Origin of the sequence: Streptomyces mirabilis (assembly GCF_039503195.1) — a bacterium.
Taxonomy (GTDB): domain Bacteria; phylum Actinomycetota; class Actinomycetes; order Streptomycetales; family Streptomycetaceae; genus Streptomyces; species Streptomyces mirabilis_D.
On the sequence record NZ_JBCJKP010000001.1, the window covers coordinates 576,680 to 594,802 of the forward strand.

At 69.3% G+C, this 18,123-nt stretch carries 9 protein-coding genes and 12 pseudogenes; 7 read left to right on the forward strand and 14 right to left on the reverse strand.

Going from position 1 to position 18,123, the window contains the following annotated elements; genetic code table 11:
* Positions 1–101: 101 nt before the first annotated feature.
* Positions 102–1,013 (forward strand): annotated as a pseudogene (locus AAFF41_RS51395) (ISAs1 family transposase); the annotation flags it as partial.
* A gap of 377 nt (positions 1,014–1,390) precedes the next feature.
* Here AAFF41_RS51395 and AAFF41_RS51400 read toward each other — a convergent pair.
* From AAFF41_RS51400 to AAFF41_RS03205, 4 genes and pseudogenes are all read right to left on the reverse strand, one after another.
* On the reverse strand, positions 1,391–1,780 hold the full coding sequence (locus AAFF41_RS51400; protein ID WP_425526097.1) for an LppU/SCO3897 family protein: 390 nt from the start codon (positions 1,778–1,780) through the stop codon (positions 1,391–1,393).
* 123 nt (positions 1,781–1,903) lie between these two features.
* Positions 1,904–2,346 (reverse strand): annotated as a pseudogene (locus tag AAFF41_RS03195) (IS200/IS605 family accessory protein TnpB-related protein); the annotation flags it as partial.
* A gap of 242 nt (positions 2,347–2,588) precedes the next feature.
* On the reverse strand, positions 2,589–2,948 hold the full coding sequence (locus tag AAFF41_RS03200) for a transposase (RefSeq protein ID WP_319752938.1): 360 nt from the start codon (positions 2,946–2,948) through the stop codon (positions 2,589–2,591).
* A 30-nt stretch (positions 2,949–2,978) separates the two neighbouring features.
* Entirely contained in the window at positions 2,979–3,203 is a 225-nt protein-coding gene (locus AAFF41_RS03205) for a transposase (RefSeq protein WP_319752939.1), read from the reverse strand.
* 293 nt (positions 3,204–3,496) lie between these two features.
* On the opposite strand from AAFF41_RS03205, the gene AAFF41_RS03210 reads away from it, so the two are divergent.
* Both AAFF41_RS03210 and AAFF41_RS03215 read left to right on the forward strand, forming a co-directional pair.
* Entirely contained in the window at positions 3,497–4,045 is a 549-nt protein-coding gene (locus tag AAFF41_RS03210; RefSeq protein ID WP_343323417.1) for an RBBP9/YdeN family alpha/beta hydrolase, read from the forward strand.
* 223 nt (positions 4,046–4,268) lie between these two features.
* Positions 4,269–4,421 (forward strand): annotated as a pseudogene (locus AAFF41_RS03215) (hypothetical protein); the annotation flags it as partial.
* Positions 4,422–4,511: 90 nt separating this feature from the next.
* Here AAFF41_RS03215 and AAFF41_RS03220 read toward each other — a convergent pair.
* The 5 genes and pseudogenes from AAFF41_RS03220 to AAFF41_RS03240 all read right to left on the reverse strand — a co-directional run.
* Positions 4,512–4,712 (reverse strand): annotated as a pseudogene (locus AAFF41_RS03220) (transposase); the annotation flags it as partial.
* Positions 4,713–4,805: 93 nt separating this feature from the next.
* Positions 4,806–4,922 (reverse strand): annotated as a pseudogene (locus AAFF41_RS51405) (hypothetical protein); the annotation flags it as partial.
* A 125-nt stretch (positions 4,923–5,047) separates the two neighbouring features.
* Positions 5,048–5,959: pseudogene (locus tag AAFF41_RS03230) on the reverse strand (cation:proton antiporter domain-containing protein); the annotation flags it as partial.
* 435 nt (positions 5,960–6,394) lie between these two features.
* Positions 6,395–7,519: a PP2C family protein-serine/threonine phosphatase gene (locus AAFF41_RS03235; protein ID WP_343323418.1), complete on the reverse strand. Its 1,125-nt coding sequence runs from the start codon at positions 7,517–7,519 to the stop codon at positions 6,395–6,397.
* 755 nt (positions 7,520–8,274) lie between these two features.
* Positions 8,275–8,882 (reverse strand): annotated as a pseudogene (locus tag AAFF41_RS03240) (TetR/AcrR family transcriptional regulator).
* A gap of 94 nt (positions 8,883–8,976) precedes the next feature.
* Here AAFF41_RS03240 and AAFF41_RS03245 point away from each other — a divergent pair.
* A pseudogene (locus AAFF41_RS03245) lies at positions 8,977–9,432 on the forward strand (SDR family NAD(P)-dependent oxidoreductase); the annotation flags it as partial.
* A 277-nt stretch (positions 9,433–9,709) separates the two neighbouring features.
* Here AAFF41_RS03245 and AAFF41_RS03250 read toward each other — a convergent pair.
* Both AAFF41_RS03250 and AAFF41_RS03255 read right to left on the reverse strand, forming a co-directional pair.
* Complete coding sequence (locus tag AAFF41_RS03250; protein ID WP_343323419.1) at positions 9,710–9,907, reverse strand: YwqG family protein; 198 nt, start codon at positions 9,905–9,907, stop codon at positions 9,710–9,712.
* Between the two features lie 298 nt (positions 9,908–10,205).
* Complete coding sequence (locus tag AAFF41_RS03255; RefSeq protein WP_343323420.1) at positions 10,206–10,565, reverse strand: hypothetical protein; 360 nt, start codon at positions 10,563–10,565, stop codon at positions 10,206–10,208.
* 328 nt (positions 10,566–10,893) lie between these two features.
* Between AAFF41_RS03255 and AAFF41_RS03260 the strand changes: the two are divergent.
* Together AAFF41_RS03260 and AAFF41_RS03265 are read left to right on the forward strand one after the other, a co-directional pair.
* A pseudogene (locus tag AAFF41_RS03260) lies at positions 10,894–11,191 on the forward strand (transposase); the annotation flags it as partial.
* 1,056 nt (positions 11,192–12,247) lie between these two features.
* Complete coding sequence (locus AAFF41_RS03265) at positions 12,248–15,622, forward strand: lectin (protein ID WP_343323421.1); 3,375 nt, start codon at positions 12,248–12,250, stop codon at positions 15,620–15,622.
* Between the two features lie 113 nt (positions 15,623–15,735).
* Here the strand turns inward: AAFF41_RS03265 and AAFF41_RS03270 are convergent.
* The 3 pseudogenes from AAFF41_RS03270 to AAFF41_RS03280 form a co-directional block, all read right to left on the reverse strand.
* Positions 15,736–16,127: pseudogene (locus AAFF41_RS03270) on the reverse strand (aldo/keto reductase); the annotation flags it as partial.
* Between the two features lie 164 nt (positions 16,128–16,291).
* Positions 16,292–16,576: pseudogene (locus AAFF41_RS03275) on the reverse strand (DUF1275 family protein); the annotation flags it as partial.
* Positions 16,539–16,646, reverse strand: a pseudogene (locus tag AAFF41_RS03280) (hypothetical protein); the annotation flags it as partial. The pseudogenes AAFF41_RS03280 and AAFF41_RS03275, both read right to left, overlap by 38 nt.
* Before the next feature lie 240 nt (positions 16,647–16,886).
* Between AAFF41_RS03280 and AAFF41_RS03285 the strand changes: the two are divergent.
* The gene (locus AAFF41_RS03285; RefSeq protein ID WP_343323422.1) at positions 16,887–18,083 is read left to right on the forward strand and encodes an exo-beta-N-acetylmuramidase NamZ family protein; all 1,197 of its coding nucleotides are present in this window, start codon (positions 16,887–16,889) and stop codon (positions 18,081–18,083) included.
* Positions 18,084–18,123 lie beyond the last annotated feature (40 nt).

Here is an 18,123-nt window from a genome sequence, read left to right on the forward strand (position 1 = left end):
CTCTACAAGGGAACTTGCCGCCACGGGGGCTTCCGCGGTCCGACAGCCTTGTCGAGCCGTCGCCAGCAGATGAGGCCGCGGCCCAGCGAGACGAAGGCATTGTGGAGGTCGAGGCGTCGCTCCCACCGCACGGCCAGGCGCTTGAACTGGTACAGCAGGGCAAAGGTCTGCTCGACAACGTAGCGGAGCTTTCCAAGGCCCTTAATGTTCGGGGCGCCCCTGCAAGCGCGTACCCGACCCGCGTTCGCGTCGCGGACGGTGGTGTCCCCTGCGGCTTGCTGCTGATCTGCGCCTGCGCAGTCGTCTCCGGCGCTCGGGCCATCACCGAGATCACCGAGTGGGGACAGCGCGCCACCACCACGGTCCTGGAACTGCTCGGCATCCGACGCCACCTGCCCGGACGTCGCCGCGCCCCGTCCCAGGCCACCCTCACCCGGCTCCTGGCCGCCCTCGACGGCGATGCCCTGGACGCCGCGATCGGCGCCTACCCGGCCGAACGCGACCACACCGATGCCGGCGGCACCAGCTCGGCGCCCAGGACGGCGATCGCGGTGGACGGCAAGGCGCTGTCCGGCTCCGCGCACCGCCGGCAGCGCCACCGGCACCTGCTGTCCGCCGTCACCCACGCCCCCACCGTCACCCTGGCCCGGCGGGAGGAGGGGGCCAGGACCAACGAGACAGCCGCCTTCCGCCCGCTGCTGGAACCACTCGATCTGACCGACGCCGTGGTCACCTTCGACGCCCTGCACAGCGTCAAGGACCAGGTGCGCTGGCTGGTGCAGGAGAAGAAAGCCCACTCCATCGCGGTGATCAAGGGGAACCAGCCCACCGCGTCGGCCCGGGTCAAGACCCTGCCCTGGGAGCAGGTGCCCGTAGCGCACACCGTCTCCGGTACCGGGCACGGGCGGCGGGAGTCCCGCTCGATCAAGACCATGGCCATCGCGGCGAACCTGGGCGGGATCGCCTTCCCCGAAGCACGGCTCGCCTTGCGTATCCACCGGCGCCGCCAGGAGAGCGGCAAGCGGCAGACCCAGGGGACGGTCTACGCCGTCACCAGCCTCGACACCCACCAGGCCAGCCCTGCCGATGGCCGCTCTGCGGAACCTGGCCATCGGCAGGCTACGACTGCTGGGAGCCCACAACATCGCCAAGGCCACCCGAGCGATCCGGGACGCACCCGAACACGCCGTCTGGATCTGAGGTATCACTGGCAGCCCGCTCCTGCCGGGAACTTGAAACCGCGCTGGTGGACGGCAGGACGGTGCGCAGCTCCCGAACCCGTCGTCATCGCAGTGCTGCGGAAAACGAGCTCCGCAATAGCGGAGCACGAGCGATTCGGCAGGTTGCGAGGCCGGTGGTGTCGGCCTCGCAACCTCCGTCACGCGAATGCCTACTGGTTCTTGCCCAGGCAGAGCACCACGTCGGCGCGGCCGGTCTCGGTGTACCAGGCCACCACACCGGGAACGCTCTTGCACTGGTCACCGTTGCCGGTGTCCTCCCGCAGGACCTTGTAGGCGGCCTTGGGGTCCTTGCAATCGATCACGTGCACATCCGGGTTGTCGTCCGTACCGCTCACCTGGACGCAGTCACCGGCGTTGGCGGTAGAGGGGTCACCGGTCACCTCGTCGTAGATCATCCAGATCACGAGAGCGATCAGCCCGATACCCAAGCGGATCAGCAGCTTCTTGAGAGCGCGGGCGCCCTTCTTGGGCGGTTGCGGCGCCGGAGCCTGCGGCTGTACGGAGTAGGCAGGATCTTGGTAGGCGGGCGGTGTTGTCACTGGTTCCTCGAAGGTCAGCCGCAGTGGGCAGGGGTGAGGACGAACATGTTAGCGATCACGTAATGAAGGTCACTGCGTGAAGACGGAACGAGACTGCCGGGTATTCATATCGTGATCAAGGGACTACCGTTCCTCATCAGTGAGCAGGAGAGGGTCTTGAACCCATGCCTGGTCGCTGCGGGCATCCCGAACGGTGTTGGATGTCCTGGTCGCCCACTTTCGCGCCGTGTCCCGTGACACGGATCGTGTCCGTGGTCCAGGGATACGGGGGCCGGTGTCTTCAGGTGCCCGGTCCGGCCTGGACGCTCCGATGCCCCGCACGATCGCTCCGGTCGTGCGGGGGCGTATCGTCCGCCGCCGGACATACCGGAGATGAGCTTGCGGAACTTCTTACGGTGGCCGTGCCTCTCCCGGGTCTTGTCCGCCGTGAAGTCCAAATCCTCGACGGCGATCGCCAGGTCGTGCCGCTTCGCCCAGTGCAGGAGCCGGATGAGTGTGTGCCGCATCTGGGCGTCACGGTGCTGTGCGGTGCCGGACAGGTCGTACCCGGGTGTCTGTCGACGCGGGCTAACCCGTACTACGTTTGCCCGTCGCGCACACTCGAACCGCGCGGCGTCATCCGCGGCTACGCCGCGGTGGTCGATCCCGAGGCCGAGCGTCGGCAGGCTACGACTGATGGGAGCCGACAACATCGCCAAGACCACCCGAGCGATCCGGGACGCACCAGAACACGCCGTCTGGATCTGGGGCATCACCGACAGCCCGCCCCTACCAGGAACTTGAAACGCCCTGGCGCCCCGGCGGGAGATCACCGGCAGAATCCTGCGGCGCCGAAGTTCACGGCGCACAGAGCATGAGTCGTATCCCTTGTCGCCCAGGACGGACTCGGGTCGCCTTCGTGGGCGGCCGGTCCGTCTGGCGACGGGGGGATGCCGTCGACCAGGTTGAGGGTTTGGGTGATGTCATTGACGTCGGCGGCAGTTGTGATGACCCGGAGCGGGGTGCCGCGCCCGTCGCAGACCAAGTGGTGTTTGCTGCCTGTCTTCCGCCGGTCAACCAGCGGTGGACCGGTTGCGGCGCCCCCTATTTTCGCGCGGACGTGAGAGCCGTCCACGCACGCGCGCGACCAGTCGAGTTCGCCGGCCGCGTGCAGTTCGGCGAGCAGCATGCGGTGCAGCTGCTCGAAGACTCCGGCCCTCTACCAGCGGTCCAGGCGTCGCCAACAGGTCTGTCCGGAGCCGAACCCGAACTCCAGCGGCAGGAGTTGCCGGGCGATGTCCTGACGCAAGACGTACAAGATGCCCTGCAGGCACAACCGGTCCGATACCGGTTTCGGCCCTGGTGACCGCTCGGGCCAGGGCGGTAGCAACGGTTCGATCTGTGCCCAGAGGTCGTCGTCCACGATCCACGGCCGAGTCGTCACACGACACAAACGGCCGCATCATCACATCGGCTACGCCCGACCAGGGCACCTCAACAAGATCTTGTTACGAACTCTCGTGGTGGAAGTCCCGGCACCGGTCCGCCACCCCTGGCGTGCTGGCGTGCTGGCGTGCTGGCGTACGACCTTGATTCGGGCCTTGGCCCTGTTCTTCGAACCCTTGGCCTTGCGGGAAAGATCGCTTGCGTCGCTGTCGCTGTCCTGTTGTTTCCAACAGAATCAGCGCCAGACGCCCCCAGGATGGCAGGGGGCGACGAGTGAAACGGTGGCAAGCAGTGGTCGCGTACGTCATCATCCCCGGCATCGACGGCTCCGACGAGCAGCACTGGCAGACCTTGTGGGAGCACCAGTGGGGAACCTCAGCGGTGAGGATCTCCCCTGCCTCGTGGTCCGCCCCCGACCTGGATGACTGGGTCAACGCTGTCCAGACGGCGTACGACGATGCTTGCCGTCAGGACAGCCGCGTTGTGCTGGTAGCCCACAGTCTGGGCTGTTGGGCGGCCTCCACCTGGCTGAACAAGAACCCGGCGAGCCCGATACACGGCGCGTTCCTGGTCGCGCCGCCCGACCCGCAGGGGCCGGCGTTCCCACGACAGGCGGCTCCGACGTTCATCGAGCTGTCCGCCCAACGTTTGCCGTGCCCGGCCCTGGTGGTGGGCAGCACCAACGACCCGTACTGCACCCCCGAGGCAGCCGTGGACTTCGCGGAGCGATGGGCGGCGCGATGGCATCCGGCGGGCGCGTGCGGACACATCAACTCCGCCGGCGGCCTGGGCCCGTGGCCGCATGGCCGTGAACTCCTGGACTCACTGACCCGGCTGTGATCAACCACCGCAGGGAACGGTGCCCACCACCAGGTGCCACCCTGCGGTTCCAGTTCGCACAAGGAAGTCTGCCCATTGACGCCAGGCGGCCCGCCGCGTCGGGCGCTGCAACTGATCTTGCGTCAAATCCGGTGCAGGAGACTTCAGTTGCATCCGTCCACGAGATCGCCGATCTTGTCCCGCAAACAGAATGGCTGTGCTGTTGGTGTGATCCACAAGAAGAATGCTGATTCTTTTTGTGGGGGGTGTGGTGCCGCGACTCACCGACGCGCGCAAGGAACTCCGGCGCGCCCAGATCACCGAGGCCGCCGTACGCTGCTTCGGCCGCAACAGTCTGGAGCGGACCTCGATCGCCGACATCACCGCCGAGTCCGGCCTCTCGACCGGCTCGATCTACGCCCACTACAACAACAAGGCCGATCTGGTCCAAGCGGCCGCCCGCGAGGTGCTCGCCCAGCGCGCCGCGGTCCTCGATCACGATCGTTTGGTTTTCACGAACGAGCCGAGTGGTCAGCTTGTGCAGGCTGTCGCGGCGCCGGTCGGCGATCCGGGTGTGGATCTTCGCGACCTTCAGCCGGGCCCTGGCCCGGTTCGCCGAGCCCTTCTCCTTCTTCGCCGGACGACGCTGCTGCCTGGCCAGAGCGGCACGGTCACGGCGCTCGTGCTCACTGGTCTCGTCGGGATCTCCGCGCAGTCCGGTCCAGCGGATCACCGCGGGCATGGTCGTGCCCTGGACGACCAGCGTGACCAGGATGACGGCCACGGCGGTGAAGACGACAAGGCCATGTCCTGCGAGCGGCCGACCCGCGGCCGTGGTGTCCGGGACACCGAGGGTGGCCGCCAGCGACACGGCCCCGCGCACCCCGCTCCAGGCCACAGGGAACCTTTCCCGGGCGCCGGAGCGCAGCGTGCGCTGGACCGGACGGCGGTCGACGGCACGGAGGAGGTAGGGCGCACCGAGTACAGCCAGAGCAGGCGCGTGGCGATCACCACGCCGCCGACCAGCAACGCGGTGACCACGGCGTGTCCCAGGGAGGCGGAGCTGATCGCGCTCACGATGGCGGGTGTCTGGATGCCCACCAGAACGAACAGGGCGCCGTTGAGGATGAAGGTGCTCACCTCCCAGAAGCCGATGATGTGCACTCTGGCCCCCGCGCTGGTCACCCTGGAGCCGGCCTGGCTGAGGATGAGACCGCAGGTGACCACCGCCAGGACGCCGGAGACGCCCAGCAGTTGCGCGGGCAGGTAGATGGCGAACGGGGGTGCGCACGGCCAGGGCGCTCTCCAACAGGCGGTCGCGCAACCGTCTGCGCAGTGCCACCACGGCGGCGGCGCAGGCGGCGCCGATCGCGACACCACCCGCGTAGGCCAGCAGGAAGCGTGCGGCGGTGCCCCACCAGGTGACGGCCTGTCCCTGAACGGCGACCCCGACGACCACCGCGTAGAGGGCAAGGTGCCGTCGTTGATCAGGCTCTCCGTCCGGAGGACGGTCTGGATCCGGCGAGGCAGGAGCCGGGCGACGGCCTGCACAGCGATGGCGTCGGTGGGGGCCACGACGGCGCCCAGGACGAAGGCGAGCGGCCAGGAGAGGCCCAGCGCGTGCCCAACCCCTGCCACGGCGGCAGCGGTGACCAGCACCAGGCCGGTCGCGAGCAGCACGATCCCGCGCAGATGCTCCGGATCTCGCGGAGCGAGGTGGTCAGCGACTCCCAGTAGAGCAGGGGTGGCAAGAAGAGCAGCAGATCGACCGGGGGCGGCAGGACCATCGTGCGGAACCCGGGGGTGAGACCGAGCAGGCAGCCACCCGCCACCAGCAGGACCGGCTCGTTCCAGCGCAGGCGGCGAGCCGGCCACGTCATGGCCAGCACGGTCGCGAGAATTGCCGTGATGACTTCCAGGCTTCGCATTCGGCACCGCCTCCCCTACGGGTCAGGCATCCTCTTCCCTGGTTGCTCAGCCCTGCGCGAGTTCCACCAGGGCGTCGAGACGGGTGGCGTCCAGCCGAGCTCGCGGCGGGCCCGGGCGCCGCTGAGCTGCTGGTCGAGGGCGAACGCCTCGGCGATCGGCCCATCCGTCGTACGGCCTCCTCGACGGTCAGCGACTCGATCCGGTCCGGGCATCCGGCGGAGTGGCTGCGGGCCCGGGTGACGTCCGCCAGGGGAAGGTTCTGGCCGCCGACCCCGGCGTAGGCGGTCCCGGCCGGGGCGTTCAGGGCCAGGACAGCCGATCGGCCACCCCGATTCGTGCACAGCCACTTGGTGAGATCAGCGTGGGGCAGGCACTCTCCTGCCCTCCCGTCGGGCAGCGGGCGCTTCGGCCGCTGGAGGGGCGAGTTGCGCCTGCCGCTGCTCACAATGACCCCGGCATGCGCTCGATCGCCACCATGGCGGCGTCGTCATCCAGGTATCCGCCGGCGTGGTGCAACAGGTCCGCGCACAGGTGGGCCAGGAGAGCGTCGGGACCCTTGCCGGACTTGCCGGCCACCCGTTCCACAAGCGGGTAGAACGTGCCGTTCGGGTCGCGAGCCTCGATGACGCCGTCCGTGTAGAGAAGGGCGATGTCGCCGGGCTCGAAGGCGAACGTTTCCGGGGAGGGTCGGGATCGCACGAATTCGGTGAGACCCAGAGGCGGTGCTGGGTGGCGCACTTCGAGCAGGCCGACCTGGCCGCCGCGCAGCAGCAGGGGCGGGGGGTGCCCACAGTTGATCATGTGAATGGCCGGATCATGGTCCGGGACGTCCAGCACGGCGGCGGTGATGAATGCCTCGCCACGATCCTCGGCCTCGCCCTCGGGGCCCGCGGGGTCGTCCAGGTCCGAGGAGACGGTTCCCTCCAGGAAGGCGACCAACTCGGGCAGGTCGGCCTGTTTGTGGGCCGCGGCCCGGAATGCGCCCAGCAGGAGGGCGGCATCTCCGACTGCCTCGAGGCCCTTGCCCCTGACATCGCCGATGACGATCCGGGTTCCCTTGGCCGTGCGGGCGGCGGCATACAGGTCGCCGCCGATCTGTGCCTCGGTCTCCGCGGCCAGGTAGACGCAGGCGATGCGCAACGGGCCGATCCGGTGGGGAATCGGCTTGAGCACCACTTCTTGCGCGGCCATCGCCACCGAGCGCAGCCGGCTCAGTTCCCTTTCATGGTGTCCTCGCAGGTGGGCGAAGACGGTCACGAGCGCTGACATCAGGATCAGGACGATGAGCTGGAAGATGTGGTTCAGATCAAGGAGGCTGGTGCGCGTCACCGCGACCGCGGTCTGGGCCAGGACGGCCAGCGCGCCGACGAAACCGGTCGCCCAGGGCCCGGCGAACGACGCTGTGAGAGCGGGTGCGGCGACCAGGAAGGGCCCGAGGTGGACGCTGGGCGGAGCGAGTACGTCGACCACCGTGACCATCGCGATCAACGCGATCGGTACCGCCAGCAGGGCACGACGTGGTTCCCCTGACAAACCGTGATCCTTACCGAGTCGCCGAGAAACCATATGTCCTGGATACACCGCATCGCGCCCCGGCGCTCGCGCCGACAAGCGGCACTCCTACCTCGCCTGCGGCACCCCACGGCCGGGAGCGCCGAACACCAGGTCCGGCCATCACTCCGAAGGCGCTCTTGCCCTGGTCGGCGCGGCCCGGACACTGAACGAGCGGGCGGCTCCGGCTCGTCTCCGGCGCGACGCTCGCCGAAATTCCCCACTCGCTCGATCCCCCCACGCCGCAGGTAGGCGCGGTTGTCGCGGCACGGGGGCGATCCTGACGGCGGCGCGGTCGGCCGGGTCCGCGCCGCTGGATCCGCAAGCTGCCGGGTGCTCCGGGCGAGGTCCGCCGGGGCGGCGGGTGGGCCCGGTCGTCGGACGGCGGAGCGGAGATGAATCTTGCGTCCGCCGTGCGGCCCGGGTGCCCGCACTCGCCCTGCCAGGCATCGGGGCGATGAGGTCCTGGGCCGTTCGCGAGGCTGCTCCAGTTCGGCCTCATCGGCATGCGGGAGCGCGCCCAGTCCGCCCGGCGGCCACCTGCAGGCGGGCCGCCGCCCCCTTATGCGGCTTCGCCGTCACCGCCGAACTTCCCCTCCTCAAACTCAAACACACACCGCCGACGCGCTCCTCGACGTCAACCGCACCCTGACCTCCGGAGAGGTCCTCCTGTCCCCCGCGGCCACGAGCTCCCTCATCACGCGCACTTACAACCGATCTTCACTTCCGCTCTGCAGCTTCTCCGCCGGCACCCTCGGTCGTCAGGGCCGTCAGGCAGGCGGCCAGCTTCGCAGGGCCATGTCGGCCACCTGCTGGAGGTCGTCGTGGGCGGTGCCGCCGGCGGCTTGGACGGCGATGCCGTTTGCCACGGTCATGAGGTAGCGGGCGAGTAGTTCGGGATCGGCATCGGGGGGAGGTCGCCTTCGTCGACGGCTTGCCGGAATCGGTCGCGGAGCAGGGAGGTGTGTTCGTTGCGCCAGGCGATGAGGGCGTCGCGGGCATCGCTTCCCGGGTCACCGGCGGCGAGGGCACCTTGGACACCGAGGCACCCGGCGGGGCAGCCGGGGCAGGTGGTGGCCCGGACGGAGCCGTTGAGGAACGCGGCGGCCACCTGTCGGGCGGTCGGTTCTTCCAGGGCCCGGGCCCCGTACGAGGCGGGGCCTTCGGTGTAGCGCTCCAAGGCCTTGCGGAACAGGTCCTCCTTGTTGCCGAAGGCCGCGTACATGCTGGTGCGGGTGATGCCCATGGCGTGGGTCAGATCGGTGAGGCTGGCGCCTTCGTAGCCCTGTCCCCAAAAGACCCGCATGGCGTGTTCAAGGGCCTCGTCGGTATCGAAACTCCTCGGTCGGCCGATCGGTGCCTTCTGCCGCGTCTCCATGCGAGCGATCATACCTCTTCCGTACCGATCGGTACAGATGTGTTACGGTCCCGTTCAGTACCGATCGGTACCGAACTTTGTTGAGGTCATTCACATGGGAGAGCTCGCAGGCAGGACCGCCGTCGTCACCGGCGGCGGCACCGGGATCGGCCTGGCCGCCGCCGTTCGACTGGCAGCCGAGGGAGCGCACGTGTTCATCACCGGCCGGCGCAAGGCCGTGCTGGACGCGGCTGTCGAGACCATCGGCCCGGCGAGCGCCACCGCGGTGGTGGGTGACATCTCCGACCTGGCAGACCTGGACCGGCTGTACGACACGGTCCGCGCCCGGGGCCGTGGCCTGGACGTGCTGTTCGCCAACGCCGGCACCGCGTCGTTCGCGACGCTGGAGCAGGTCACCGAGGAGCACTACGAGGAGACCTTCGGCGTCAATGTCCGGGGCACGTTGTTCACGGTGCGGAAGGCGCTGCCGCTGCTGAACGACGGCGCGTCGGTGATCCTGAACTCCTCGGTGCGCGCCGATGACGGTGTCGCGGCCTTCGGCACATACGCGGACACCAGCGGCGACGATTCGTGACGGACCGACAAGTGCCAAGCTCGCCACCGGCGAGGCGCGGGAGTTGCCCCGCTGGGCACGCTCGGAGGGGCTGGATCCGCGTAGTCGGCCAGGCGGCTCCAGCCCGGCTTCAGCAGTCAGTCATGGCTCGGCAGCCACAGCCTGAAGCGCAGGCAGAGCGCGACGTCACCTGTTCGGAGCCTGGAAGCAAGCCCAACTGGCCAGGCACAGATGAGGGGTTCCAGAAAACAGCTCAGGGGTTCCAGAAAACAGCTCAGGGGTTCCAGAAAACGGAGGTGAACGCACGGTCGAAGCGCCACGCGGCCAGGTCCTCGCGTTGGATCACCCAGTGGACGGTGGCGCTCTCCCAGCCTTCCACGTCCACGCCGGCCTGCCAGTCGGCCAGGAGCACCCAGTCCGAGACGTCACCCGAAACCGGCCCGTCCCACCGGCCCGCCTCCGCCGCTTTCACGGCACGGAACGCGGCGATGACGATCGGATCGGTGTAGATGGCCTCCTCCCAGGCGTATCCCCCGATCTGCAGCGGCCCCGCGGGGGCGATGGTGTCCTGGGGGCTGTCCCAGACCTCGACGAGTTCCTCGGCGCGGGGATGCCCCGGAAGGGAACCGGCTCCCCGAGGAATTCGACCGCGTGGTGGTAGGGCAGCGACACGCTGGCCGTCGCCCGCAGCGGTCCCTGGGGGAACGCCTCGAACATCGCCTCTTCATCCTCGAAGTCGAAGGTGTTCCAGGCGTTCCTGTCCCGTTCCGTCACGGCCGTGCCGGAACGGGGACGTGCACCACGCTGCCCACCGTGTCGTCATCGTCGGCGGTCTCGGGGAAGGCGAACAGCAGCAGATGGCCGTCCGGAGGCAGGGGCAGGTCGGTCGCGTCGGCGGGCAGGGCCGCCAGGTCGATGGAGGCGACGAAGGGGTGGGCGGGGTCCGGGACATCGGCCGGAAGCAGGAGCGGGCCGCCGAACCGGCCCATGACCGGGCCGTCCCCGTCCCGCGTCAACATCGCGCAGGGGCGAGCGGTGCCCAGCCACCGCTCTACGTCATCGACGGGTATGTCCCGCGCGATCGCCTCGTCACGGAACGGACGTAACAGGTCCCACATCTCAGGAGTCATGGGCAGGCCGTAGAGGAAGCGACTGACACAGCGGCGTCGAAGCCGTCGGCGGCCCACCGAGGGGCCGTTCCGGCTCACCGCGAACTCGCCGAACGCGACTCTCGCTCCTGAGTGGGAGGTGCGACGACGCATCCGGCCTGGCGCAGGCTGCGACTGATGGCCACTCTTCTCGAAAGCGCCGGGCGGGTTGACCACCAAGGTCCACCCCGCCGCCGACCGCAAGTGCCGCCCCCCGTTACCGACTTCGTGGTTCCGCAATGAGGCCTCGGCTTTCGGGTCCGGCAGGCGGATCGCCGACCTCTACCCGGGCGCGGCCAAGACCGACGCGACCGCAGGCCACCTTGCCGCCCACGCCGGCCTCGCCCCGGCGACCCGCAGTCCGGGTCCTCCATTCACGGCGAACAGCCCTCCAGGAGGCGAAACTAGCAGCTCAAGCCGGCCCTCTTCCTCTCCGCATGCGCCGCGTGGGGCGACCCGGCAACGCGGGCCTCCTGCGACAAGAAAACGCCCAGGGCAAGCACCCCACTCAAGCCCTGCTCTGCCTCGCCCGACGGCGGGCAGACGTCATCTTCGCGATGCTCCGCGACGGAACCTTCTACGAGTCCCGGCCCGCCGCCTCATCCTGATCCTCGTCAGGCACGCCGCACACCGGGCAGTCCCATTCGTCGATCGAGTCGATGACAACAGGGTGATGGCAAAAGACGCACGGTCGCATGCGCTCATCGACCGGCTCTTCCACACATGCTCCATCGCTCATGGCAGACAGAGTGCCAGGCGGTCTCCGGCCCACAACAACCCACCACCTTGGCCAAAGAGACAGGGGCACGCCCCCGCGCAGGCAGCTTTCGGGGAGAGGCCGTGCGGGGTCGCCGCTCACAGCATGCCGAACTGTCTCCAGCGCTGTGGACGATGCATGCGTGCGGCGTGGACTCCCCTCTCCGGTACGCGCCCGGGCTCACCGGACGGCTGGAGGGTACGGGAGCGTCGCGGAGGAGCAGCGCGGAGCATGGACGGCCACGTTCGTACCTTTTGTTGGTCCACGCCCCCCTTGCGACCGTCCTGGACAAGGCGCCGTCCACCCGACGCGTTTGCGAAGGAGTGAAACGCCGGAGGGTGGGCGTGCGCCGAGCAGGGCAGGGCGGGACAGGCTGTGCATGATGCCCGTCGCGACGGGAACAACCGTGCGTTGCCGGTGCCTTTGGTGGTGCGTGCTCGTGGCTGCGGGCGCAAGGAGTCTTCGCCGAGAGAGGGCAACTCCCCCAAGGCTCGGCCCGGCTCCTGGCTGGTCCGGCGAAGGGAGCAGGTACATATTCTCGACCGCGGAGGCCCGCGCGTGAAGGCCTGTCGTGCCTGACCGCCAGACACGCCGGTGGCCCGGGGCCGCCCGCCGGTCCAGGGAGGCGTAACCACTCGCCGACCTCGGGATCACGACACTCAGAGCACCCGGCTGTGAACTTCGCGCTCAGAAAGTCCTGTTGGCCTCGTTGACATGCCGCAAGCACTCGCGTTTCACTCAACACTCGTGCATGGCAACGTTGTCAGGCCGTCGGAGCGACCGACACCGTTGCCGCCCGCCGGCGTTCCCCGTTCCCCGGGGACGTCAGCACCGATGTGCGAATCGTGAACCGCTGCGGAGGCAACCGATGGTCAGACCTCGACGTTCTACGGCGCCATGTGACCGAATGAGATTCCGCCAACGTCTGGTGGTGGTGTCCGTCCTGGGCATCGCCGTACTCCCACTCCCGGCGATCGGAGGCGCCCATGCCGCGAGCACCGCGACGCCTGCGCTGGTGAAGGACCCAGCGTCCCTCGTCAACCCCCTCATCGGCACCTCCGGCGCGGTGGACACCTTCCCCGGCCCCGACATGCCGGCCGGCATGGTGCAGTGGGGGCCCGACACGACGCCCGACCGTCCCTCGGGCGGCGGCTACGAGTACGACGACAACAAGATCTCCGGCTTCAGCCTCACCCATGTCTCGGGACCCGGCTGCGGCGTCGCGGGCGACCTGCCCATCCTGCCGGTGACCGGCGCGCTGTCGGGCAACCTGGGCGATGCGTCCGTCGGCTTCAGCCACGACGACGAGCAGGCGGGCATCGGGTACTACAAAGTCACGGACGCGAACGGCGTCAAGACCCAGCTGAGCGACACCACCCGCGCCGGCCTGGGCACCTTCACCTTCCCCACGGGCCGGCAGGCGAACCTGCTGTTCAAGCTCAGCGGGGGCGCCACACAGGTGGACGGGACCCGCGTCCAGGTGGTGAACGACAAGGAGATCCGCGGCTCGATCGACAGCGGTCACTTCTGCGGCGCGAGCAACAGGTACACGCTGCACTTCGACATCAAGTTCGACCAGCCGTTCACCGCGAGCGGCACCTGGGTCGGCAGCACCATCAACTCCGGCGCGACGTCGCTGAAGGCGGGCAGGGCCCAGCAGCCCCTGCAGACGCACCCGTCGAAACCGCTCAAGGAGAAGCATTTCACCGTTCCCGCGGCTCCCTCCCCGACCGTGCACGGAAGCGGCACCACGTCCACGAGCACGCCGTCCCCGGCACCCAGCGCCGACGCCGCGCCCCGGAAGACCGCCGCGAGCAAAGCCGTCCAGCCCCCCACCACAGGTGCCAACGGCATGTACCTGACCTTCGACACCTCCTCCACCCCGACGGTGAGTGCGAAGGTCGGCATCTCGTACACCAATGACGCCAACGCCGCGGACAACCTCACCACCGAGATCAGGAATTGGAACCTCGGTGCCGTCGAGCAGGCGAACCACGACGCCTGGAACACGGTGCTGAACAAGATCCAGACCGGCGGTGGATCCTCGGACCAGCAGGTGCAGTTCTACACCGCGCTCTACCACGCGCTGCTGCACCCCAACGTCTTCTCCGACGACAACGGCCAGTACATGGGCATGGACAACCAGGTCCACAAACTGGCAAAGGGCCAGCAGGCCCAGTACGCCAACTACTCGGGGTGGGACACCTACCGCTCCCAGACCCAGCTGATGGCGATGGTCGAGCCCAAGGTCACCAGCGACGTCGTCACCTCGATGCTCAACGGCTACGACCAGACGGGCCTGCTGCCCAAGTGGGCCTCGAACAACGGCGAGAGCTATGTGATGGTCGGCGACCCCGCAGCCGGCATCATCGCCGACGCATACGCCTTCGGCGCCCGGAGCTTCGACACCGACAAGGCGCTCGCCGCCTTGCAGCACGAGGCCACCGCCCCGAACAACGACCGCCCCGGCGAGTCGGTGCGGGACGCGAAGGGCTATCTCCCACTGGACGAGAACGACTACGGCTGCTGCAACTTCTACGGCCCGGTCTCCACGCAGTTGGAGTACGACTCCGCCGACTACGCCGTCGCCGCCTTCGCGAAGTCGCTGGGCAAGACGGCCGTCTACGAGAAGTTCGCCACTCGCGCCCAGGACTGGATGAACGTCTTCAACCCGCAGACCGGCTACGTCCAGGGCAAGAACAAGGACGGCCAGTTCGCGACCGGTTTCACCCCCGGCACCTCCAACGGCTTCGTGGAGGGCACCTCGGCGCAGTACACGCCGATGGTCCCGTTCAACCTGCAGCAACTCATCCAGGCACGCGGTGGTGCCAAGGCGTACTCGTCCTACCTGGACAGCCTCCTCGACAACATCACGCACCCGGGCAACACGGACGCCGACCTGAGCAACGAGCCCAGTGTGGAGATTCCCTGGGAGTACAACTACACCGGCGAGCCGTGGAAGACCCAGGCGGCCGTCCGCAAGGCCCAGCAGAACCTGTACTTCAACGCCCCGGTCGGCTCGTTCGGCAACGACGACCTCGGCGCGATGAGCTCCTGGTACGTCTGGTCCGAGCTCGGCATGTACCCGGAGACCCCGGGCACGGACACCCTGGCGCTGGGCAGCCCGGCGTTCCCGGTGGCCAAGGTGACCTTCGGCAACGGCAAGACGGTGCGGATCAACGCTCCGCAGGCCGCGCCCGACGCGCCGTACGTGCAGTCGCTCGGCGTCAAGGGCAACGAGTGGGACACCTCCTGGCTGACGTACCAGCAATTCGCGGGCGCGGGCACGGTCGACTTCACGCTCGGCACCGAACCCGACAAGTCCTGGGCGTCCGACCCATCGGCGGCACCACCGTCCGACACCACGGGCGGCGACCGGGTCCTGGCGGCGACCGGCCCCTCCAGTGACGGCCTGGTGCTCCGGCCGGGCGCGTCCGGTGACGGCACGCTCGACCTGACCAACCTCGGCGGCAAGGCCGTCACGGTCGACTGGAAGGCGACGACGCCCTCCGGCATCACACTGGACACGGCCTCCGGCTCGGTGCCCGTGCCCGCCTCGGGCAGCGCCGAGGCGAAGGTCCATGTGACGGCGGGCACGAGCGAGGGAACCTTCCCGGTCACCTTCGCGCTGACCGACCACAGCACCGGCGCGGCGCTCAGTGGGGCCACCCTCCGCGTGGCCGTGGCCAAGGCCGGTGCGCTGTGGCCGTACGCCACCAACGAGGGCATCTACCCCGACGGCACCAGCTACTCGGGCGGCTTCGACGGCGGCGGCTGGGCGTTCTCGCAGAACGCGCTGTCGGCGGCGGGCGTCACCAGCGGCTCCGCCCTCACGGTCGACGGCATCTCCTACACCTGGCCAACGGTGACATCCGGTCAGCTCGACAACCTGGAGATGGCCGGTCAGACCATCCCGATGCCGGCCGGCACGTCGGGTGCATCACTGGGCCTGCTGGGCTCGGCGGCCAACGCACCGACCGACGGCAGCGGGGTCTCGGGCACGGTGACCGTCACCTACACCGACGGCACCACCTCCCAGGCGACCGTCGGCTTCTCGGACTGGACGCTCAACGGCGGGTCGAGCAAGCCGCTCGCGGGTGACACGACGGCCGTCACGACCGCCTACCGAAACACCGGGAGCGGAGGCCGGGACAACGTGAAGACCTACGTCTTCGCCACGAAGGTCCCGCTCGACGCGTCCAAGCAGGTGGCGTCGATCACGCTGCCGGTGACGGGCTCGACGGGCACCGACCACCTGTTCGCCTACGGCTTCGGCCAGTAAGAGCGCCGCGCGCGGACGAATTCGGGCCGGTTCCCGGGCATGAGTCCGGGAACCGGCCCCACGCGGGCACAGGGCCGCCCGGCCGTCCCCTACCTGAGACCGCTGTGCCCGACGATGCGCCTGGGACTGCGGGTGCCGGGGATGGGCACGACGTGCTCGCCGCGGTGAGCAGCCAGGCCAGGGCCAGTTGGGAGACGGTGATGCCCTCGCTCGCGGCCAGGTCACTCAGCCGGTTGACGGCCTCGACGTTCTTCTCGAAGGTGCCGGGAGCCCAGCGCGGATCGGAGTTGCGCACGTCCGTGGCGTCGTATTCTCCGGCGGGCTCGGCGGTGCCGGTGATGAAGCCGCGGTCCAGTGGGGAGTAGGCGACGAAGCCGATGCCGAGTTCGTCGAGGACCGGGAAGAGCTGTTCGACGTCCCGCTCGAACAGGGAGTACCCGGTCTGCAGGACGGAGACCGGCTGCACCGCGTGCGCGCGCCGGATGGTCTCCGGTCCGGCCTCGCTCGAGGCCCCGGCCGACTGCGAGAGCGAGCTCCAAAGGTGCCGGGCGCTACCCGGAGCGAGCCTCCAGTGCGGTCCCCGCGCAGGCGGGGGTGGTTCGGACCCGGAGTTCGATGCGGCGGACTACTCGGGCTCCGGGCGTTCGGTGTCTTGGCGCTCGGGGTCGGTCACAGCGGGTCGGTCCAGGCGGCGTCGGAGCGGGTCAGCGTGAACGCGGCGATGGTCGCGGCCGCGAGGAGCATCGCGGCGAACAGCAGGGGCAGGGCCGGGCCCCCGTGCAGGACGGTGACGGCGCCGATGAGGCCACCGGAGAACATCGCCGCCGCCGAGAGCAGACGTCGACGGGCCTTGCCGCCGCTGCCTCCGGCGGCACGACTGTCGGAGGCGATGCCGGTGATGGTGAGCGTCAGCACGGTCGTGGTCAGATCGGGTACGGCCAGCGCGCGTACGGCGGCGCTCTGCGCCCATGGGTGCGCCGACGCCCACGGTCACCCCTTCCGTGCTGTTCCATTCCTCGATCACCCTGGGCGTGTCCGGCTCGACGTGCGCCCCTCGGTTCGGCCCGAGGTGAGGGGCGCCGCTCGCTGCTTCCCCTCAGAGGCGTTCCGGCGCTCCGCGCACCGTCGCGCCGCCCCGGCCGCCGCAAGAGATTCCCGCGGCCGTCCTTGGCGCGAACTGGTGGTCAATCGTGGCAACATTCCGGGACATGCAAGTACATTTCCGTCGACTGCTTCGCGATGGCGCCGGCAGACGGGTCAAGGCATGAGCACGGCCGACCGCGTCGCGGTGACGCCCGGGATCGCACGGCTGCACGCGTCGCCCGGACTTGCCGGGCCCGGACGGCTCGGGTTGGTGACCAACCACACCGGCGTCCTCCCCGACCTGCGCCCGGCCGCGCCCGCACTGCTCGAGGCCGGCGCGCGGCTGGTCGCCCTGTTCGGTCCCGAACACGGGCTGCACGGGACCGAACAGGCCGGCGAAAGCGACGCCGCTCAGGCGGACACCACCACCGGCCTGCCGGTCCACGACACCTACCGGTGCAGTGGCGAGCGCCTCGACAAACTACTGGTCGACAGCGGCGTCGACACCCTCGTGTACGACCTGCAGGACATCGGGGCCAGGTTCTACACCTACGTGTGGACCATGTTCGACCTGATGGTCTCGGCGGCTCGTACGGGCGTACGGTTCGTGGTCGCCGACCGGCCGAATCCCCTCGGTGGACTCGTCAGCGAGGGCCCGCTCCTCGACCCGGCGTGGGCCAGCTTCGTCGGGCGCGCGGCGGTACCCGTCCGCCACGGTCTTACCTGCGGTGAACTCGCCCGGCATCTCAACGCCTCGGCCGTACCCCAAGTGGCGGGCAGTGCAGCCGACTTGACGGTGATCGAGGCCGTCGGCTGGCAACGCGCCATGGACGCGGGGGCCACCGGCCTGCCGTGGGTCGCGCCCTCGCCGAACATCCCGTCGTCGACCACTGCCACGTTCTACCCCGGCACCTGTCTGTTCGAGGGGACGAATCTCTCGGAGGGCCGTGGTACGACGCAGCCCTTCGAGATCGTCGGGGCCCCGTACATCGACGCGCGGTTCGCGCCCTCGCTCGCCGAGCTCGCCCTGCCTGGAGTGCACTTCCGTGATCTGCGGTACGTACCGACCTTTCACAAACACGCCGGACGGCCGTTGCGCGGGGTCCAACTCCACATCACCGATCGCGAGGTGTTCGCGCCCGTGCGTACCGCTGTCGCGATGCTGGCCACGCTGCGGCGGCTGTACCCGGGAGACTTCGACTGGCGCGCCTCGGACGGCGGCGTGGAGGGGACCGGCCACCGGCACTTCATCGACCTGCTGTGGGGGTCCGACCGGTTGCGGCGCGCCGTCGACGCGGGCGAAGACCCGCTGCCGCTCTGCGATCCACCGGCGCCGCCCGGCCGGTGGGCCGGCGACGACGTGTTGCTCTACTCCTGAGACCTCCTGGGCCGCCGCCGCGACGCGTTGCCCGCTGTCA

What these genes read in the sequence shown, in the direction of transcription:
- AAFF41_RS03235 (WP_343323418.1), bottom strand. Translation starts at nt 7,519, where the DNA reads ATGGTTTCTCGGCGACTCGGTAAGGATCACGGTTTGTCAGGGGAACCA.
- AAFF41_RS03200 (WP_319752938.1), bottom strand. Translation starts at nt 2,948, where the DNA reads ATGCTGCTCGCCGAACTGCACGCGGCCGGCGAACTCGACTGGTCGCGC.
- AAFF41_RS03255 (WP_343323420.1), bottom strand. Translation starts at nt 10,565, where the DNA reads ATGACTCCTGAGATGTGGGACCTGTTACGTCCGTTCCGTGACGAGGCG.
- AAFF41_RS03285 (WP_343323422.1), top strand. Translation starts at nt 16,887, where the DNA reads ATGAGCACGGCCGACCGCGTCGCGGTGACGCCCGGGATCGCACGGCTG.
- AAFF41_RS03265 (WP_343323421.1), top strand. Translation starts at nt 12,248, where the DNA reads ATGAGATTCCGCCAACGTCTGGTGGTGGTGTCCGTCCTGGGCATCGCC.